Annotated in this window: 16 protein-coding genes; 11 read left to right on the top strand and 5 right to left on the bottom strand. The window is 67.4% G+C overall.

The window, feature by feature from the left end; translation table 11 throughout:
• Window positions 1-46: 46 nt before the first annotated feature.
• Both QHF85_RS05675 and QHF85_RS05670 read right to left on the bottom strand, forming a co-directional pair.
• On the bottom strand, window positions 47-1,030 hold the full coding sequence (locus tag QHF85_RS05675; protein ID WP_281326027.1) for a nucleoside hydrolase: 984 nt from the start codon (window positions 1,028-1,030) through the stop codon (window positions 47-49).
• Window positions 1,031-1,079: 49 nt separating this feature from the next.
• Window positions 1,080-3,713 carry a hypothetical protein gene (locus tag QHF85_RS05670; RefSeq protein WP_281326026.1) on the bottom strand — a complete coding sequence of 878 codons (2,634 nt, stop codon included), beginning with the start codon at window positions 3,711-3,713 and terminating at the stop codon, window positions 1,080-1,082.
• Window positions 3,714-3,876: 163 nt separating this feature from the next.
• On the opposite strand from QHF85_RS05670, the gene QHF85_RS05665 reads away from it, so the two are divergent.
• The 3 genes from QHF85_RS05665 (at window position 3,877) to QHF85_RS05655 (ending at window position 6,324) form a co-directional block, all read left to right on the top strand.
• The gene (locus QHF85_RS05665) at window positions 3,877-4,416 is read left to right on the top strand and encodes a hypothetical protein (RefSeq protein ID WP_281326025.1); all 540 of its coding nucleotides are present in this window, start codon (window positions 3,877-3,879) and stop codon (window positions 4,414-4,416) included.
• 57 nt (window positions 4,417-4,473) lie between these two features.
• Window positions 4,474-5,295 (top strand): helix-turn-helix transcriptional regulator, encoded by an 822-nt coding sequence (locus tag QHF85_RS05660; RefSeq protein WP_281326024.1) that lies wholly within the window; start codon window positions 4,474-4,476, stop codon window positions 5,293-5,295.
• 138 nt (window positions 5,296-5,433) lie between these two features.
• A complete protein-coding gene (locus QHF85_RS05655; protein ID WP_281326023.1) occupies window positions 5,434-6,324 on the top strand; it encodes an alpha/beta hydrolase in 891 nt (296 codons plus the stop codon).
• Here QHF85_RS05655 and QHF85_RS05650 read toward each other — a convergent pair.
• Window positions 6,319-7,182, bottom strand: coding sequence for an NmrA family NAD(P)-binding protein (locus QHF85_RS05650; protein WP_281326022.1), 864 nt, complete (start codon window positions 7,180-7,182; stop codon window positions 6,319-6,321). The genes QHF85_RS05655 and QHF85_RS05650 overlap by 6 nt on opposite strands.
• A 200-nt stretch (window positions 7,183-7,382) precedes the next feature.
• On the opposite strand from QHF85_RS05650, the gene QHF85_RS05645 reads away from it, so the two are divergent.
• The 8 genes from QHF85_RS05645 to QHF85_RS05610 all read left to right on the top strand — a co-directional run bounded on the left by QHF85_RS05645 (window position 7,383) and on the right by QHF85_RS05610 (window position 14,784).
• On the top strand, window positions 7,383-8,207 hold the full coding sequence (locus tag QHF85_RS05645) for a class I SAM-dependent methyltransferase (RefSeq protein ID WP_281326021.1): 825 nt from the start codon (window positions 7,383-7,385) through the stop codon (window positions 8,205-8,207).
• 49 nt (window positions 8,208-8,256) lie between these two features.
• Complete coding sequence (locus QHF85_RS05640) at window positions 8,257-10,188, top strand: DUF4215 domain-containing protein (protein ID WP_281326020.1); 1,932 nt, start codon at window positions 8,257-8,259, stop codon at window positions 10,186-10,188.
• Window positions 10,189-10,200: 12 nt separating this feature from the next.
• Window positions 10,201-10,575: an MmcQ/YjbR family DNA-binding protein gene (locus QHF85_RS05635; RefSeq protein WP_281326019.1), complete on the top strand. Its 375-nt coding sequence runs from the start codon at window positions 10,201-10,203 to the stop codon at window positions 10,573-10,575.
• 146 nt (window positions 10,576-10,721) lie between these two features.
• Complete coding sequence (locus tag QHF85_RS05630) at window positions 10,722-11,483, top strand: GNAT family N-acetyltransferase (RefSeq protein WP_281326018.1); 762 nt, start codon at window positions 10,722-10,724, stop codon at window positions 11,481-11,483.
• A 69-nt stretch (window positions 11,484-11,552) separates the two neighbouring features.
• Window positions 11,553-12,593 (top strand): pyridoxal-phosphate dependent enzyme, encoded by a 1,041-nt coding sequence (locus QHF85_RS05625; RefSeq protein WP_281326017.1) that lies wholly within the window; start codon window positions 11,553-11,555, stop codon window positions 12,591-12,593.
• The gene (locus QHF85_RS05620; RefSeq protein WP_281326016.1) at window positions 12,590-13,453 is read left to right on the top strand and encodes a TauD/TfdA family dioxygenase; all 864 of its coding nucleotides are present in this window, start codon (window positions 12,590-12,592) and stop codon (window positions 13,451-13,453) included. Before QHF85_RS05625 ends, QHF85_RS05620 begins: the two co-directional genes overlap by 4 nt.
• A 248-nt stretch (window positions 13,454-13,701) precedes the next feature.
• Window positions 13,702-14,292, top strand: coding sequence for a hypothetical protein (locus QHF85_RS05615; RefSeq protein ID WP_281326015.1), 591 nt, complete (start codon window positions 13,702-13,704; stop codon window positions 14,290-14,292).
• A 36-nt stretch (window positions 14,293-14,328) separates the two neighbouring features.
• Window positions 14,329-14,784 carry a hypothetical protein gene (locus tag QHF85_RS05610; protein ID WP_281326014.1) on the top strand — a complete coding sequence of 152 codons (456 nt, stop codon included), beginning with the start codon at window positions 14,329-14,331 and terminating at the stop codon, window positions 14,782-14,784.
• On the opposite strand, the gene QHF85_RS05605 is transcribed toward QHF85_RS05610, so the two are convergent.
• Complete coding sequence (locus tag QHF85_RS05605; protein WP_281326013.1) at window positions 14,769-15,278, bottom strand: hypothetical protein; 510 nt, start codon at window positions 15,276-15,278, stop codon at window positions 14,769-14,771. The two genes, QHF85_RS05610 and QHF85_RS05605, sit on opposite strands and share 16 nt — an antisense overlap.
• Complete coding sequence (locus QHF85_RS05600) at window positions 15,275-15,832, bottom strand: hypothetical protein (RefSeq protein WP_281326012.1); 558 nt, start codon at window positions 15,830-15,832, stop codon at window positions 15,275-15,277. The genes QHF85_RS05605 and QHF85_RS05600 overlap by 4 nt, the downstream gene beginning before the upstream one ends.
• Between the last annotated feature and the right edge of the window lie 27 nt (window positions 15,833-15,859).

The raw sequence follows: 15,859 nt of genomic DNA, 5'->3' as shown, positions 1-15,859 counted from the left end.
GGATGGGGGAAAAGCTAGCCGCCGGACGTGGGCCGCAGTACGACTTTTACGTGGGCGCCAGGGCGGTCAGGGTTTGGAGGAATTTCTCCCGATCGTACCCGGTGATAATCCACACGCCCGATCCCGGAGCGAGCCGGGAGCCCCAGGCGCCTTTCTCGCGATAGAGCTCGACCTCGGCCCACTCTCCAATCGAGGGATCGATCGCGCAGCAGGCCGCCAGAGGATCATGGAACGCCTTGCCGCCCATGGCCTCCGGCGCCGACTCTTCGACCTCGGGCGGCGACGGACGGGGCATCTTTCCCTGCTTCTTCTCCAGGTAGACATCCATCCCCTGCCAGATCAGACGGAGCGACAGGCTTGTTTCCTTCAAGGCGCCGATCCGATCGTGCAGCTCGTGGTCGTAGATCACGCCATGACAAACGTTCTTCGAGACGAACCTCCGGCTCCCGATACCGGGGTATTGCAGCGCCGCGAGCGCCGACTTGGGATCCCCATTGAGGTTGAACGTCGGGCAAGTGACCATCCCGCGGAACTTGGGGAGCTGGCGCTCGGGCGGGACGACGCCCTCGCCGGCGAAGCCTCCCTGGACGACGAGGCGGCCCACGTGGAAGCCGGGGAGCTTCATGGCGCCGCCCAGGTTCTTCAGCGGGGCGCCGGTGATCAAGGTGGTCGACGCGTCGCAGACGGCGCGCAAGACCTCCGGGCCGGGCGCGGCGTCTCGCGAAGGCGGTATCTCGCCGTAGGCCTTGTAATGCCAGGAGGAGACACACACGCCGCGCGGCCCGTGCCGCCCCTCCCCCGGGCCCGTGCCCTCGCGGACCGATTTCGGTTGGTGGTCGAGGTTGTACGCCCCCACCGGGATGTCCCTGCCAAACCAGCGGAGGGCCTGGCGCACCACGCCGACTTGGTCAGGCGTGCCCGGGGTAATGGTCACTGCTTTGAGGTTGACCTCGGGGTGGCCGAGCAGGAGGAGCAGCGTGATGAAATCATCCGGATCGCCGGTCTCCATGTCCCAAACTACGTCGAGCATTTTTTCTTTGCTCCCGCGTGGTGCAGGTTCGAATCCATGCGTCGTACTCCTAGAGGCGGCGGCGCCGCCGCGTGACGACGAGCGCGGCAAGGCCGAGCGCGGCGAGGCCGAAGGAAGACGGTTTTTCCGAGCCGATCATTCTACAGCCACAGCCACCATCGTCGCCGGGAACGTTCCCATCGGGTCCGGCCGCGCCACCGCTTCCGCCGGCGCCACCGCTTCCGCTCCCGCCGGCGCCTCCGCTTCCGCTCCCGCCGGCGCCTCCGCTTCCGCCGGCGCCTCCGCTCCCATCGACGCAAACGCCGGCCTGGCACGAGCCGCCGGGGCAGGTCGCGCCATCGGGCGTGAACACGTCCGCCGGGCAATCGATCCCGTCACCAGGACAAACTTCCTCGGCATCGCATGTGCCGGCGGACGGGCGGCAGACGGAGCCGGTGCTTGCGAATGCATCATCGGGACAAACGATGGTCGCTCCATCGCACGCCTCTTCCACGTCGCACGAGCCCACGGCGGCGCGGCACGTCGTGCCGGCGGGCACGAGGGTATCCGCGGGACAGCTCGACGATTGACCGCTGCATGTCTCGTCCACGTCGCAAGCGTCCGCCGCGGGGCGGCACATCGTTCCGGCCGTGGCAAGCGCGTCGGCCGGGCACGCCGTGCTCACACCGTCACACGCCTCCGCGACGTCGCACGCGCCCGCGGACGCGCGACATTCGGTACCTGCCGCGCGAGGCGTGCATACGCCGTCAGCCGTGGAACCGGCGGCGACGCTGCAGGCGCGACAATCGGCGGGATCGCCTCCGCACGCCGCGTCGCAACAGACGGAATCCGCGCAGAAGCCGCTCTGGCATTGCGCGGCCGCGGAGCAAGGCGTGCCGTTCGGCAGGAGCGAGACGGCGAAGACGTACGCAGAGCCGGACGACGTGCCGAAGATCTGATCGCCATCCGCGCCGGCCACGATCGTGTTTCCATCGATGGCCACCGCATCCCCGAGATCGTCGTTCGTGCCGGCGTCCTTGGCGACGAGCTTCGTCTGCTCGGTCCACACAGAGCCGGTCCGTTGGAAGACATAAGCCGATCCGGACGAGCTCGCCCCGACGTCGCTGTAACGCGCGCCAATGACGATGGTATCGCCCTGCATGGCGACGGCCGCGCCGAAATGATCACTCGACTTGCCGTCGCTCGCGAGGAGCTTCGCCTCCTCTTGCCACATGCCGCCCACCTTGCGGAAGACGTAAGCAGCTCCGGAGTCGCTCCCCTTGTCGTCGTTCCGGAGCCCGCCGACGACGACCGTGTCGCCGGAGACGGCCACGGCATAACCGAATTCGTCGCCCGCGCCCGCATCACTCGCGAGGACCTTTGCCTCCTGCGTCCAGATGCCGCCGCTCCGCGTGAAGATGTAGGCCGAGCCGCACGGTGGATTCGTGGCGATGGCATTGTCATAAGGCGCGCCCACCACGGCGACGTCCCCGTCGATCGCGCTCGCCAGTCCGAATTGATCACTCATGGCGCCGTCGCCCGCGAGGAGCTTCGCCTCCTGCGTCCACGTCCCCGCATTCCGGACGAACACGTACGCCGAGCCCGAGCTCGTGCCCTTGTCGTCGTCCCAATACGCCCCGATGATCGCTGTGTTCCCGGACAGATCGACCGAGCGACCGAAGTTGTCACCCGCGGCGCCGTCGGCCGGGGAGAGCTTGGCCTCCTGGGTCCACGTGCTACCATTTCGGACGAATACGAGCGCCGTTCCTGAATCCGTCCCCTTCTCGTCGTCGAGGTTCGCGCCTCCGAGGAGGATATCGCCCGAAACGGCGACGGACGAGCCGAACCAATCGCCTGCGACCGCGTCGGACATGACGAGCTTCGCCTGCTGCGCCCACACGCCGCCCCCGCCGGTGAACACGTAGGTCGCGCCGAGCGGCGAGTTTCCCGGCCCGTCGCCGGAGGCCCCCACGACGATCGTATTGCCCGAGACGTCCACCGACGCGCCGAAATAGTCGTACTCCGCGCCCGTGGCGGGGACGAGCTTCGCGATGTTGTTCGTGATCGTCGGATCCACGACGACGGGATACACCGCGCCCGAAGTATCCACGTGAATGGAGAGCCGCTCTTCCCCCTCGACCTTCGAAAGGCGGATCGGCAGGTCCCGACCGCGCGCATCGAATGCATACAGATCACGATACGCGAGCCTCGCGGTCCCCTCGGCGTCGTGCAACGTCGCGCCGCGGCCCGAGGGCCAGACGCGCGCGTCGAGCCCGCCGCGCAGCTCGACGTCGATCACGACGTCCTGAGCCCCCTCCCCCGCGCAATCGGGCGCCGCGTCGATCGTGAACCCCTGCTCGATGCCACGCGCATCACTCACGTACCATTCGACGAGCCCCGGGCCGCCGCCGCGCGCCGTCCGCCTGTACTCGACCCGGCCCGCCTCCGCGACCGGTGCAGACTTCGAGAGCGGCCGTCGCTCGTCTCCACATCCGAGCCCGCTCGCCTCGAACACGGCCTTCTGCGCGAGCCCGCGCGCCTCCACCGCGGCGCCGGACGCCGTGAACGTCGCCTCGACGGAGACGGCATGGTTTGTCGAGGCAAGTACGAGCCCCGCCCCGTCCGGAGCGGCCGTCGAGGGGGCACACGCCGCGATACCCCCCGAGAGGGTGAGCGCGAAAAGACGCAGCCACGCTGAATCCACGACGGATCGATTCCTCATGGATGGACGTCAACAGAGCGGCGGAGCTCTGTCAAGGTCGGGCGGGTCGGTGACATCGCCTCGGCCTCGTCGCCGAAGTCGCAAGCTCGAGTGGTATCTGCAAACAGGTCGGGAATAGGGATCGTGCGCGCGCACTGATCACGCCGTGAAATTCGTTCCGCCGCGGTTCGGTCGCGAGGACGCCGTCCTCTTCGGCGTGACGACGCTCTCCGCGCTCGCCTACGCCATCGTCCACGACCACGTGACCGCGACACTCTCGCCGGAGTACTTCCTTTTCGGCAAGGACCTCGCGCGGGATCCGCGCCCGTTTCGGTGGGCCGTGACGACGCTCGCAGCCCATGCGTCCTGGCCGCTGGGTTTGCTCGCCGGCATGGCGCTTCGGTTTGCGAACGAGCCGTCGGGGCGGCTCCCGAGGCGCCTACCCCTTCGACGATTGCTCGGCTTCGTCGCCATTCCGCTGGTGACGGCGGCGCTCGCCGCGGTGATGCGCGGCACGTCGCCGGTCAGGTTCGATCCCCTGGATCAACACGCCGTCGCGGAAATGCTCGCCGGCTCGACGCGCGCCGCAGCGTTCGTGCGGGTGTGGCGTGTGCACATCGGGTCGTACGTCGGAGGCGCGCTCGGATTGCTTCTCGCCGTGGTCCTCGTGAGGCGGAGACGGGCGCGATGCGGGGACGGCCGTTGAAATGCCCTCTTCCACCCGGTGCGACGCTGCGGTATCACGATCTCGGAGCCGCGCCCCATGCCCACGTCGAAGAACGCGCATGCAACGACGAGCCTCTTCGTGCCTCCGCCCTCCGATCCCTCGACCCAGATCGATCTTTGCTGGGCGACCGAGAGCAGCGGCGGCGCGGGCACGACGTTCCACGAGTTTTTCCCCGACGCAGGCGCGCACCTCGTGTTCCGCCATTCTCCCGCGGGCTGTCGGATGGTGCTGATCGGGCCCGCCACCGAGCGCGCCACCATCGAGCGCGTCGCCGGCGCCGAGTACCTCGGCATCCGCTTCCGGGCCGGCCAGGCGCCACGCTTGGCCGACGTCCGCTCCTCGGAGCTCACCGACGGACGCGCCGAGGTGACGAAGATCCGAGGAATCCCTATTGAATCGCTGGCCGAGCGATTGCGCGCGCTGCCGGACCTCGGCTCGCGGCAACGCGCATTCGCGAATCTGGTCAGGGATGCCGCGCCGCCACTCGTCACGGATGCGCGCTGCCGCAGGGCCACGCACCTCCTCGAATCGCACGGAGGTCGGCTCCGCGTCGACGAGCTCGCGGAGAAGCTCGGTCTCCACACACGCAGCCTGGAGCGCCTCTTCCTCGATCAATTTGGAATGACGCCGAAGCGGATGGCCCGGCTCGTCCGCCTGCGGCATGTCCTTGGCGCTCTGCACACCGGCGCCTTCGCGACGCTCGCCGAGCTCGCCCAGGCGTGCGGCTACGCGGACCAGCCGCACCTGATCCGCGACTTCAAGACGCTGACCGATCGCCTTCCCGGCGAGAAAGGCGCGCACAGGAGCAGGCAGCTCGCGACCGCCGATACGCGGATCGTCCACCGGTATCGCCCGTAGTCGTTCGCGGGGCCCCACGGCGTGTCGCATTTTCACAATACGGGCCGCCGAGCGCGCGCTAGGACGGAGTGACGATCTGGAAAGGAGAACCCCATGCAAGCTTCGGAGGAACGGGAACCGTCGAACGGAGTGGCGACGATGTCGGGCGATTCAGGCCCGGTGGTGGTGAAGACGCGGCGCGGTGATGTCGAATGCGCCTTCCTTGGCAGCGGTCCGGCGGTGCTCGCGCTCCACGGCGCCATGGGGGGCTACGATCAGGCGCTGCTCCTCGCGCGCACCGCGGGCGTCCCGGGCTTTCGTCATATCGCGCCCTCTCGCCCCGGCTACCTCGGGACGCGCCTCTCGCTGGGACGAACCCCCGCGGAGCAGGCCGATCTCTACCGCGATCTCCTCGATGCGCTCGGAATCGAACGAGCCGCCGTGATGGCCATTTCCGGCGGCGGCCCGTCTGCGCTCCAGTTTGCCCTCAGCCATCCGGATCGCTGCTGGGGTCTCGTCATCGTTTCGTCCGTCTGCACCCGCGTGGAGACGCGATTGCCGCTCGCGTGGTACATCCTGCGGATCACCGCGCGCTGCGGCCCGCTCGTCGCCGCCATGCGGAGAAAGGCCGAGCAGGACCCGGAGCGATCCGCGCGCCGCTCGATTCCGGATCCGGTCGTGCGCGCACGCACGCTGCGCGATCCGGAGGCGGGCCCGCTCTTGCGGGAGCTCCAGCGCAGCACGTTCGATCGAATGCCGCTCCGGCTCCCGGGCACGGAGAACGACGTCGCCGTGACGCGCCGGGACCAAGGGTTTGCCCTGGAACGGATCAAGGCTCCGCTCCTCGTCGTGCACGGTACGAACGACAAGGCGGCGCCATTTGCCCAGGCCCAGATCCTCGCGGCCCGTGTTCCCGGGGCCGAGCTGCTCACCATCGAAAATGGCGAGCACGTGAGTATTTTCACGGATCGCGACAGCATCCGGGCGCGTGTGGGCTCGTTTCTACGCGCACACGCGCCCGCGGAATCGACGACGCCGCGCTCTTCATGAACGGGCGACCGCCTGGATCACCTCGTCGATGGGCGTCTTTCCCTCAACCCGGCGGTCCCCCCGCGGGGCAATGGCGCCGCTCGCGATCCCACGGTACATTTCGGCGAAGACCTCGGCGGTGTGCGGCGGCAGTCCTCCTTGCACGAGCGTGCTCACATGGGCCTCCGGCGGAATGTCGACGACCTTCAGCGTCTTCCCGAGAGCGGCCCCGAGCTTCTCGGCGATCTGCCGCATCGAATACGCGGGGCCGTGCAGGTCGATGTTTTCGCTCGTCTTGCCGCCTTCGAGGAGCGACGATGCGGCGAGCGCGCCGATGTCCTTGGTGGCGATCTGCGGGCGGGGCTCGTCGGCCGACCGCATGAAGTTCGGAAAGATCCCGGCATTCCTGGCCGGCGCGAGTGAGCTCGCGACGTTCTCCTGGAAGGCCGCCGCGCGAATCGCCGTGAGCGCGGTGCCGGTCGCGCGGAGCGCGTTCTCCAGGTAATGAAGGCCCTTGATCGGCCCCGTCCCGTCCGGCAAATCAGCGCCCACAGAGGAGAGGAGGACGACGTGCGGGACGCCGCTCACCTTCACCGCGGCGGCAATGCCATCCGACATCTCGCGCTGATAGGCATAAAGATCAGGCGCCGTGAAGCTCAGGGGAAGGAGCACGAAGAAGCCTCGCGCTCCCGCGAGCGCGCCGGCGAGCGCGTCCTTGTCCCCGAGCGATGCGACCGCGACCTCGGCGCCCTTCTTGGACCATTCGGCGCCTTTGGCCGCGTCGCGCACGAGGACCTTGACCTTTTGCCCATTGGCAAGGAGCCCGGCCGCGACGACCGAGCCGACCTTACCCGTCACGCCTGCGACCACGAAAGACATGCTGGACTCCTTTCGATGCTCGCTATCCTGAGTGACATCTCACATGACGGACACGCGTCCGCTATGCAAGACAATTTGCAGCAGAGCTCGACAGGCAGGCCATGCGGGCCCTCGGTGTGCCGGGCGGGCCGCTTGACCGGGGCGACCGGGCTTGATGTACTCCCCGGGGCCGCGCTCTCATGCCGCGGCCCGAGGCGACAATGGAAGCGAAAAAGGTTCGCCTGACCAAGGACAAGGAGACGTACCTCGCCACGCTGTACGGCAAGGCGAGGGACGCCACGGCCCCGAATACGATCCTCGGCGACCGATTCGCGGCGGACGCGGTCGCGCGCATCGATTACGATTTCGAGGAGCTGAAGCTCCCGAGCGGCGGCGCCATCACCTTGCCGCTGCGGGCCCGGCACTTCGACGAGTGGACGCGAGCGTTCCTCGCCCAGCACCCGGCGTCGACGGTCCTGCACCTCGGCTGCGGCCTCGATACCCGCGTGTATCGAATCGATCCGGGGCCGGAGGTCCGCTGGTACGACGTCGACTTCCCCGACGTCATCGCGCTGCGTGAAAAGCTTTATCCCGAGCGGGAGGGATATCGCCGGATCGGCACCTCCGTGACCGACCTCGCCTGGCTCGACGCGATCCCGGGAGGCACGCCGGTCCTCGTCGTCGCCGAGGGCCTCCTCATGTACCTGCATGAAAAGGATGGGGCGGCGATGCTACGGCGAATCACCGAGCAGTTTCCGAGCGGGCAGGTCGTATTCGACGGCTACAGCGCGGCGATGGTGCGCATGGTCTCCCGCCTGGCGACCGTGCGCGGCGCCAAGGTCGAGCTCGTCTGGGGGGTCGACGACCCGCGCGACCTCGAAAAGCAGGTCCCGAAGCTTCGGCTCGTCGAGAGCGTCGACTTCCTTACAATGCCCGAGCTCGTCGATAGGCTCTCCAAAGGCCGGGTCTCCGGGATGGTGCATGGGGTCATGGGGCGGCTGCCTTTCTACCGGAAGCTCGTCCGCCACCTGCGTTATGCGTTCTAGGCCGAGCCTGGCCATTGTTTTCTTCGAGCCGTCGTGATAATCGCGGTCGATGGTGAAGCAACATCGTGGCTCGTGTGCTCTGGTTTTGATCCTCGCGCTCGCGGGGGTGGGGTGTAGCGACGGAGGCTCGGTCACGTCGAACGGAGGTGGCGGCACAGCCGGCGGCGGGGGCGACGGGACCGGCGGAATGGGCGGCGCAGGCGGAGCAGGCGGCCCGGGGGGCAGCGGCGGCGCGGGTGGGCAGGCGGGCGGAGGCGGCGGTGAGGCCGTCTGCGGCGACGGGGTCGTGCAGAGCGGCGAGGAGTGCGACGACGGCAACGCGATCGATACCGACGATTGCCTCGTCACGTGCTTGAATGCCACGTGCGGCGACGGGGTCGTGAGGACCGGCGTCGAATCCTGCGATGATGGCAATGACGTGAACGACGACGCCTGCACGAACCAGTGCAAGCCGCCGACGTGCGGCGACGGCATCCTCCAGGTGGGCGAGTCGTGCGACGACGGCAACGATTTCGACGGCGACGAGTGCCTGTCGACGTGCGTCATCGCGGGCTGCGGCGACGGCTTCGTGCAGGTGGGCGTCGAGCAATGCGACGACGGGAACAGCTCGAACGCCGATTCCTGCCTGAACGGGTGCATCCCGGCGAAATGCGGCGACGGGATCGTGAACGTGGGCGTCGAGCAATGCGACGATGGGAATGCTTCGAATACCGATGCGTGCCTCGTCACGTGCCTGCCGGCCAAATGCGGCGACGGGTTCGTTCACACGGGTTTCGAGCAATGCGACGACGGCAACGCCTCGAACTCCGATTCCTGCCTGAACTCTTGCCTTCCGGCGAGCTGCGGGGACGGCTTCGTCCAGGCTGGCGTCGAGCCGTGTGACGACGGCAATGCCTCGAACACCGACGCCTGCCTCAACGCCTGCGTCCTGCCGAGCTGCGGAGACGGGTTCGTCCAGGCCGGCGTCGAGCAATGCGACGACGGCAACCCCTCGAACACCGACGCCTGCCTGGTGACGTGCCTTCCGGCCAAATGCGGAGACGGGTTCGTCCAGGCCGGCGTCGAGACATGCGACGACGGCAATGCTTCGAACGCCGACGCTTGCCTGAGCACGTGTGTTCCCGCGAGCTGTGGCGACGGGTTCGTCCAGGCGGGCGTCGAGCAATGCGATGATGGCAATCCTTCGACCACGGATGCCTGCGCCATGTGCAAGGCCGCCGTCTGCGGCGATGGCTTCGTCCAGACCGGCGTCGAGCAATGCGACGATGGCAACCCCTCGAACGCCGATGGCTGCGTCGGCATGTGCAAGACCGCCGTCTGCGGCGATGGCTTCGTTCAGGCCGGCGTCGAGCAATGCGACGACGGCAATGCCTCCAACACCGATGGCTGCGTCGGCATGTGCAAGACCGCCGTCTGCGGCGATGGCTTCGTCCAGACCGGCGTCGAGCAATGCGACGATGGCAATGCCTCCAACACCGATGGCTGCGTCGGCATGTGCAAGACCGCCGTCTGCGGCGACGGCTTCGTCCAGGCCGGCATCGAGCAATGCGACGACGGCAACATCGTGAACGGCGACGGGTGCAGCTCGGCCTGCCAGAGCGAGCTGCCGTCGCAGTGTTATAGCTACACCTCGCTCACCGAGTCGGACCGGAACGTCACATTCAACGACGGCGACGGCAACGTCGAGATTTGCGACAGCACCATGAACAACCTCTGGTACCGGTTCTCGGGCGCCGCCGGCACGAGGATGCCGACGAGCGCACCGCTGATCTATGCTTGCGGCACGGACGCGCCGGGATGGATGCAGGGGACGTATCCGACCGTGACCGGACAAACGGTGCCACGGACGGTGTGCTTCAACTGGAGTGGCAACTCCTGCAACTGGTCGTCGGCCATCCAGGTGACGAACTGCGGAGCCTACTACGTCTTCCAGCTCCCGAACCCCACGACCTGCGAACTACGTTATTGCGGAACAAACTGATCCAGGACAGCGATGACGAGCGACGCCGCATTCGATCGCATTCGCACGATCTGTCTTGCCTTGCCCGGCACGGCCGAGGTGACGAAGCACATGCGCCCCTGCTTTGTCGTGCGCGACAAGACGTTCGTCATGTTCATGGACAACCATCACGGCGACGGGCGCCTGGCGATCTGGTGCAAAGCGACGCCCGACGCCCAGCAGATGGTGGTCGAATCCGATCCATTTCGCTTCTTCGTCCCGCCCTACGTGGGCCGGCAGGGATGGATCGGCGCGCGGCTCGATCGTGACCCCGATTGGGGGGCCATCACAGCGATCGTCGAGGAGGCGCATCGCCTCGCCGCGCCGCGCTCGACGCGCAAGGCCGCTCCCCGCAAGCGTCGCGCCTGAAACCCCGCGGCCCGCCTGGGCCGTGGGTCTATGCAAAGCACAAGTTTACAACGAAATCGTGCTATCTCCGGCTCACGGGGCATGAGCGCTTGACGGGCTGCAATGCAGCTGCTGCACTGGCGCGCGCGAGCCGCCCCTACCTTATCATGCTGATCGATCTGGCATCGGAGAGATACACGAGCGTCCGCCGATTCTTCGCCCCGGAGTACCCGAACCTCGCGTTCGTTCTCGGCGTCCTCGAGCGAAAGCTCCCCGGGCGCGTATGGGTCGTTCCGGCGGAGCAAGATTTCGCGGCCTGCCTGATCGTCACCGACGCGAGCTTCTGCTTCGCCGCGGGTGCGCTCGACCCGGAGACGCTCGACGCAATGCTGGCGCTCGTCATGAAGACGCCGCCGATCACGTTCATTCATCCGCAAGGCCTCGACGTGAGCGCCGCCGCGGCCAGGTATGGCCTCATGGAGGGCGAACGGCGCCAGCTCGGCGCCCCCGCGGGCGGGCCGGGGTGCCCGGACATCGAAGTGCCGTCGCCGTTCGAGCTCGTCCGGATCGACGGTGACCTCTTTCGAAACTCCAACTGGAAGGGCGCCGTTCACCGTATCTTTGGATCCACCGAGAACTTCCTCGCGTATCATTACGGATTCGGTTTGCTCCTGGATGGACAATTGATCACGGAGGCGCACGGCGTCGTCGGCGGAGGCCACGTCGAAATTGGCACCTACACGCACGAGGCGTATCGGCGCACGGGTCTCTCGAACGTCGTCTGCGCGGCGGTCAAGAAGCACAGCGAAAAGCTCGGCCTCCGAGCGGAGGCCACCTGCGACGTGGACAAGGCCGCTTCGATCGCACTCTCGTATCGAATCGGCTTGCAGGATGATTTCCGGTACAAGGTCTTGAAGCTGCCAACGTGAAGGACGGATCGAGCCAGGAGCCAGATTCGCTGCCTGATCGCCTCCATTCTCCCCGATACAATGCGCGCCATGATTCGTGAAGACTCGCCGCAGATCTCCGTCGACAACGCCAGGCGTGTCGCCGAGCTCATCGGCCCCCATGTCCTGCGGACATCTCTCCGCCCATCGAAGGCCGCCGAGCGCGCAGGAGCGGGGAACGTCTTCCTGAAATGTGAAAACCTGCAGCCGACGGACTCCTTCAAGCTCCGAGGCGCGCTCAGCGCCGTGCTCGGATATCGGTGCGCCCATCCCGAGGTATGGACGCACATGCAGAGCCGCGGCGTCGTCACGTGCAGCTCGGGAAATTTCGCGCAAGGCATGGCGCACGCGACATTGCAGCTCGGGCTCGACTACACGGTGATCGTCCCCCACCACATCGCCCCTTTCAAGCTCGACCGGATCCAGTTATACAATCCCACCGCGAACGTGATCCGCGCCCCCCTCGAACGGTGGCGCACCGCGATGATCGATGCGAGATACCCGGGCTTGCCTGGTTTTTTCGTATCCTCGGAGAGCGACCCCTACGTGTGCCTGGGCAACTCGACGATCGCGCTGGAGATCCTCGAAGATCTCCCCGAGGTCGACGCCATCCTCGTCCCGTTTGGCGGGGGAAACCTCGCGTACAGCATCGCCTCTTTGCTTCGCTGTGCGCGGCGCAAAACGAAGGTCTTCGCCGTGGAGGTCTCCACGGGCGCGCCGCTCGCCGCTTCGATCCGCGCGGGCAAACCCGTGACGGTGGAGCACAAGCCGTCGTTCGTCGATGGCATCGGCGCGAGCTTCATCATTCCCTGGCAGTTCTATCGGCTCAGGGACGTGCTCTCGGGCGTCCTCTCCGTGACGCCTCGGGAAATCGCCATTGCCATCTCGTCCCTGGCGCGCTCGGACGATCTCCTCCTCGAAGGCGCCGGCGCCGCGGCCTTCGCGGCGGCGCTCAAATACATGCCGCTGTACCGCTGGAAGACGCCTTGCGCCGTCATCACCGGCGGGGCGATCGACCCGAGCGTGCTCCGCGGAATCCTGCAGACCGTCTTGCCCACCGAAATGATCATGCCGACTGGAGAAATGTCATGAGCGCGACGCCCGTCGTCGAGCCGATCAGCCTCGCCCTCGGCGCCGAGGTCCGCGCGGTGGATCTCTCGCAGGAACTCTCGCAGGAGACCTGGGAGACGATCCGGAACGCTTTCCACCAGCACAGCGTGCTGATTTTTCGCAATCAGGAGCTGGCCGTCGAGGATCTGTCCCGATTCGCCCGCGCGTTCGGAGAGCCCGTCATCCACGAGCACCTCCTTCCCTTCACGGTGGAGGGCCACCCCGAGTGCATGCTCCTGCACAACAATGCGGAGAAGCCGCCCGGGCTCAATTCCTGGCACACCGACAACAGCGGCTGGCCGCGTCCGCCGCTCGGCACCGTGCTCTATGCCAAGATCACCCCCGAGATCGGCGGAGATACGTTGTTCTCGAACATGTACATGGCCTACGAGGCCCTCTCCCGGCCGATGCAGGAGCTGCTCCTCGGGCTGAAAGCGGTGCACGACGTCAAAAAGGCGTTCGGGTCCGATTATGGGACGCTCCAGCGCAATCTCCGGAAGAAGGGCATCGATCCCGACGAGCATTTCGAGCGATACCCCGCCGTCGAGCACCCCCTCGTGAGGACACACCCGACGACGAAGCGGAGGGCGCTTTACATCTCGGGGCCCTACGTGACCCACGTGAGCGGCCTGTCGCCGGCCGAGAGCCGCGCGATCCTCGACTTTCTCTACCGTCACATCGAGACGAACGAATTCATCTACCGGCACAAATGGCAGCGGCGCGACCTCGTCCTCTGGGACAACCGCTGCACGCAGCACCTCGCCGTGGCCGATTATTTCCCCCGCGAGAGGCTGATGCACCGGCTCAACATCGCGGGCGAGGCCCCCTTCCTGGACCGATAGCCTCGCGACCTCCCTTCGGCGCGACCGGGACGGGCGGCGCAGCGATCGCGCGGTAACCCTTCGGGAGCTCGAGGCGCGCCGCCGGCGGCGCGACGGCGGCAACGGCGCTGCTGGCCGCGGGCACCTCGGCCGTCTTGGGCTTGTCGTCCGCACCGGGCTTTGCCTTGTCGCACGCGGGCAAAAAAGCGAACAGCGAAAGCAGCAAAGGGAGATGGCGCGTGCCGATCCCTCTGCGCTAGAAAGACGCCGTGAACAAAGCCCCCAATGGCTCCCCGGAGCTCGCCCCGTCGCGCACGCTCGCCGCGCTCCACGCGGAGGACGTGCGCGAGCACGCCGCGGTCCCTCCGGTCGATACGCCCGACTACCGCGCGCTGCGAGAGCGGGATCGCGCGCGCCGTGCTCAGGCAGAATCGGCGCTCGACCTCTTGCGCGAGCGCGGAGGTGCTTCGGCCGACGACCTCTTTCACGCGGCGTGGTTGTTCAACCATGGAGATCACCCGGGCGACGCGCGACGCGCGCACGAGCTCGCACGAGAAGCGGCCGAGCGCGGATTTTTGCCGGCCCGCTGGCTCGCTGCGGCTTCGTACGACCGATGGTGCATGTACGAGGGTCGGCCGCAGAAATACGGGACGCAATTCGTCCCCGATGGCGCGCGTCATCGACTCTGGGACGTGGACCCGACGACGACGGACGCGGAGCGCGCTGCGTGGGATGTTCCGCCGCTCGCCGAACAGCTTCGCCGCGCGGAGGAACTGACACGCACGGAGCCGCAGCCGCCGATGGACAATGCACCGGCGTGGCTGAAGGCAGCGATCTCCCGCTGGGAAAATTCCGGTTGAGGAGACGACCTCTTTCGCGGTATCCTGCGCTGCGTATTGCCGTCTCCTCAAAACCCCGACGACCTGGATCCCCCCGCTCTGCGCACGCCGACGAGCCACCCGGACGTCTGGATCGAGCGACCCGATATCCTGCACGTCACGATGCGGGGCACCCTCGATGTGGCGGAGGCGAAGCCCCTCCTCGCGGCACAACTCGCGGCCGGCGCGGAATGGCCGCATGCCATCGTGCTTTGCGACGTCTCCGAGCTCTCGTGGATGTCGATGGGCGCTCGCCGAGCATTCGCCGAGACGCGAGACGTCGGGCCTCCGCGGGCCATTGTCGTGATCGGGGCCAATGCGATGTTACGTACCCTCGCCGACCTCCTTTTTCGCGCGGTCATCGCGCTTCGCCCCACGCATCCGAGCCCCACCCGCTTCGTGCGTGACCTCGCCGAGGCCCGCGCCGCGATCCCCGAGCTCCGGCGCATGCTCGGCGCTCACTCCGATCCCTGATTCTCCGCCGCACGCACGCACGCGGCCTCGTCCGTCGCGGCCGATAGCCAGCTCGTCAAACATCGATCCGCGTCGTCCCCGGGGACGATTTGCGCCCCGCCCTTGTGCGCCTCTTCGCCGCGCGCCTTTCGAACCAACGAGAGCCGCTCCGGCGCACGGCCGCCCTCCGCGATGACCAGACCGAGCACCTCGGGTTCGAGCCCGATCACGGATCGATAACTCGCCTCGTATTCCGCGTCGGTCGTCTCGCCGTGCCCCGGCACGTCCCCTGCCTCGAGCCGCATCCCGGAGCTCCCGTAAAGCCGCAGGTTCCGCTCGGGTTTTCCATGACAATCCAGCGTCGCGCAACGGTACTCCAGCGCGTCGCCGACGCTCGGGTAGGTGACGCGACTCGGGACGAGCAGCACGTCCGTCGGCTCGGCTTCGGAGGCGCAGGCGACGGCGAGCGCAGGCCATACGAACGGGAACAACGAGCGCAGGAGCATTCGTCTCACGGACAGCGGTCCTCCAGGGTCGCAGCGACGGAGAGCAAAAAGACGCGGCCGGCGGAGCGTGGACCGGGCTCGCTGGTATGACACGCCGCGCACGAGCCCTCGCCGTTCACCGGCGATTCCATTTCCTGACGGAACCCGTCCCGCTCGATCGCCACCCGCATCGGGTATTGAGGGCTGAAATCGCCGGGCCTCACGAAAAAATTGCCCGCGCAGTTCGTGGCCGTCACGTAGGCCGTCCCGCGCGCGTCGACGAGATGCACGAGCACGTCGGGGACCGGCTTCGTCGAATCGGCGCGCTCGTGGATCGTCCCGGCGACGGAGAGCTCGGTGGCCTCGGCGCCGTCGTGACATACGAGGCAGGGTTGTCCGGGACGATGCAAAGGGCCGACAGGAATGGCCGGCGACTCGGGGCCGAGCTCGGCAATCGCGCCCTCCTGGAGCGGGTTCGTGCAGCCCATCCCCGCAATGCAAAGGCAAGCGAGCGCGAATCGCGCCGCGGAGGGCCCGCGAGGGCCCGACCTTCGTGCGGTGTCGTTGTGGGTCAGCGTGAACACGAACAACTTTCCTCTTGTCTCCAGGGT

The sequence above is a fragment of the Polyangium sp. 6x1 genome (assembly GCF_029946515.1).
Taxonomy (GTDB): domain Bacteria; phylum Myxococcota_A; class Polyangia; order Polyangiales; family Polyangiaceae; genus Polyangium.
The sequence above is the reverse complement of the archived record's forward strand: the minus strand, read 5'-3'. Positions and strand labels throughout refer to the sequence as shown.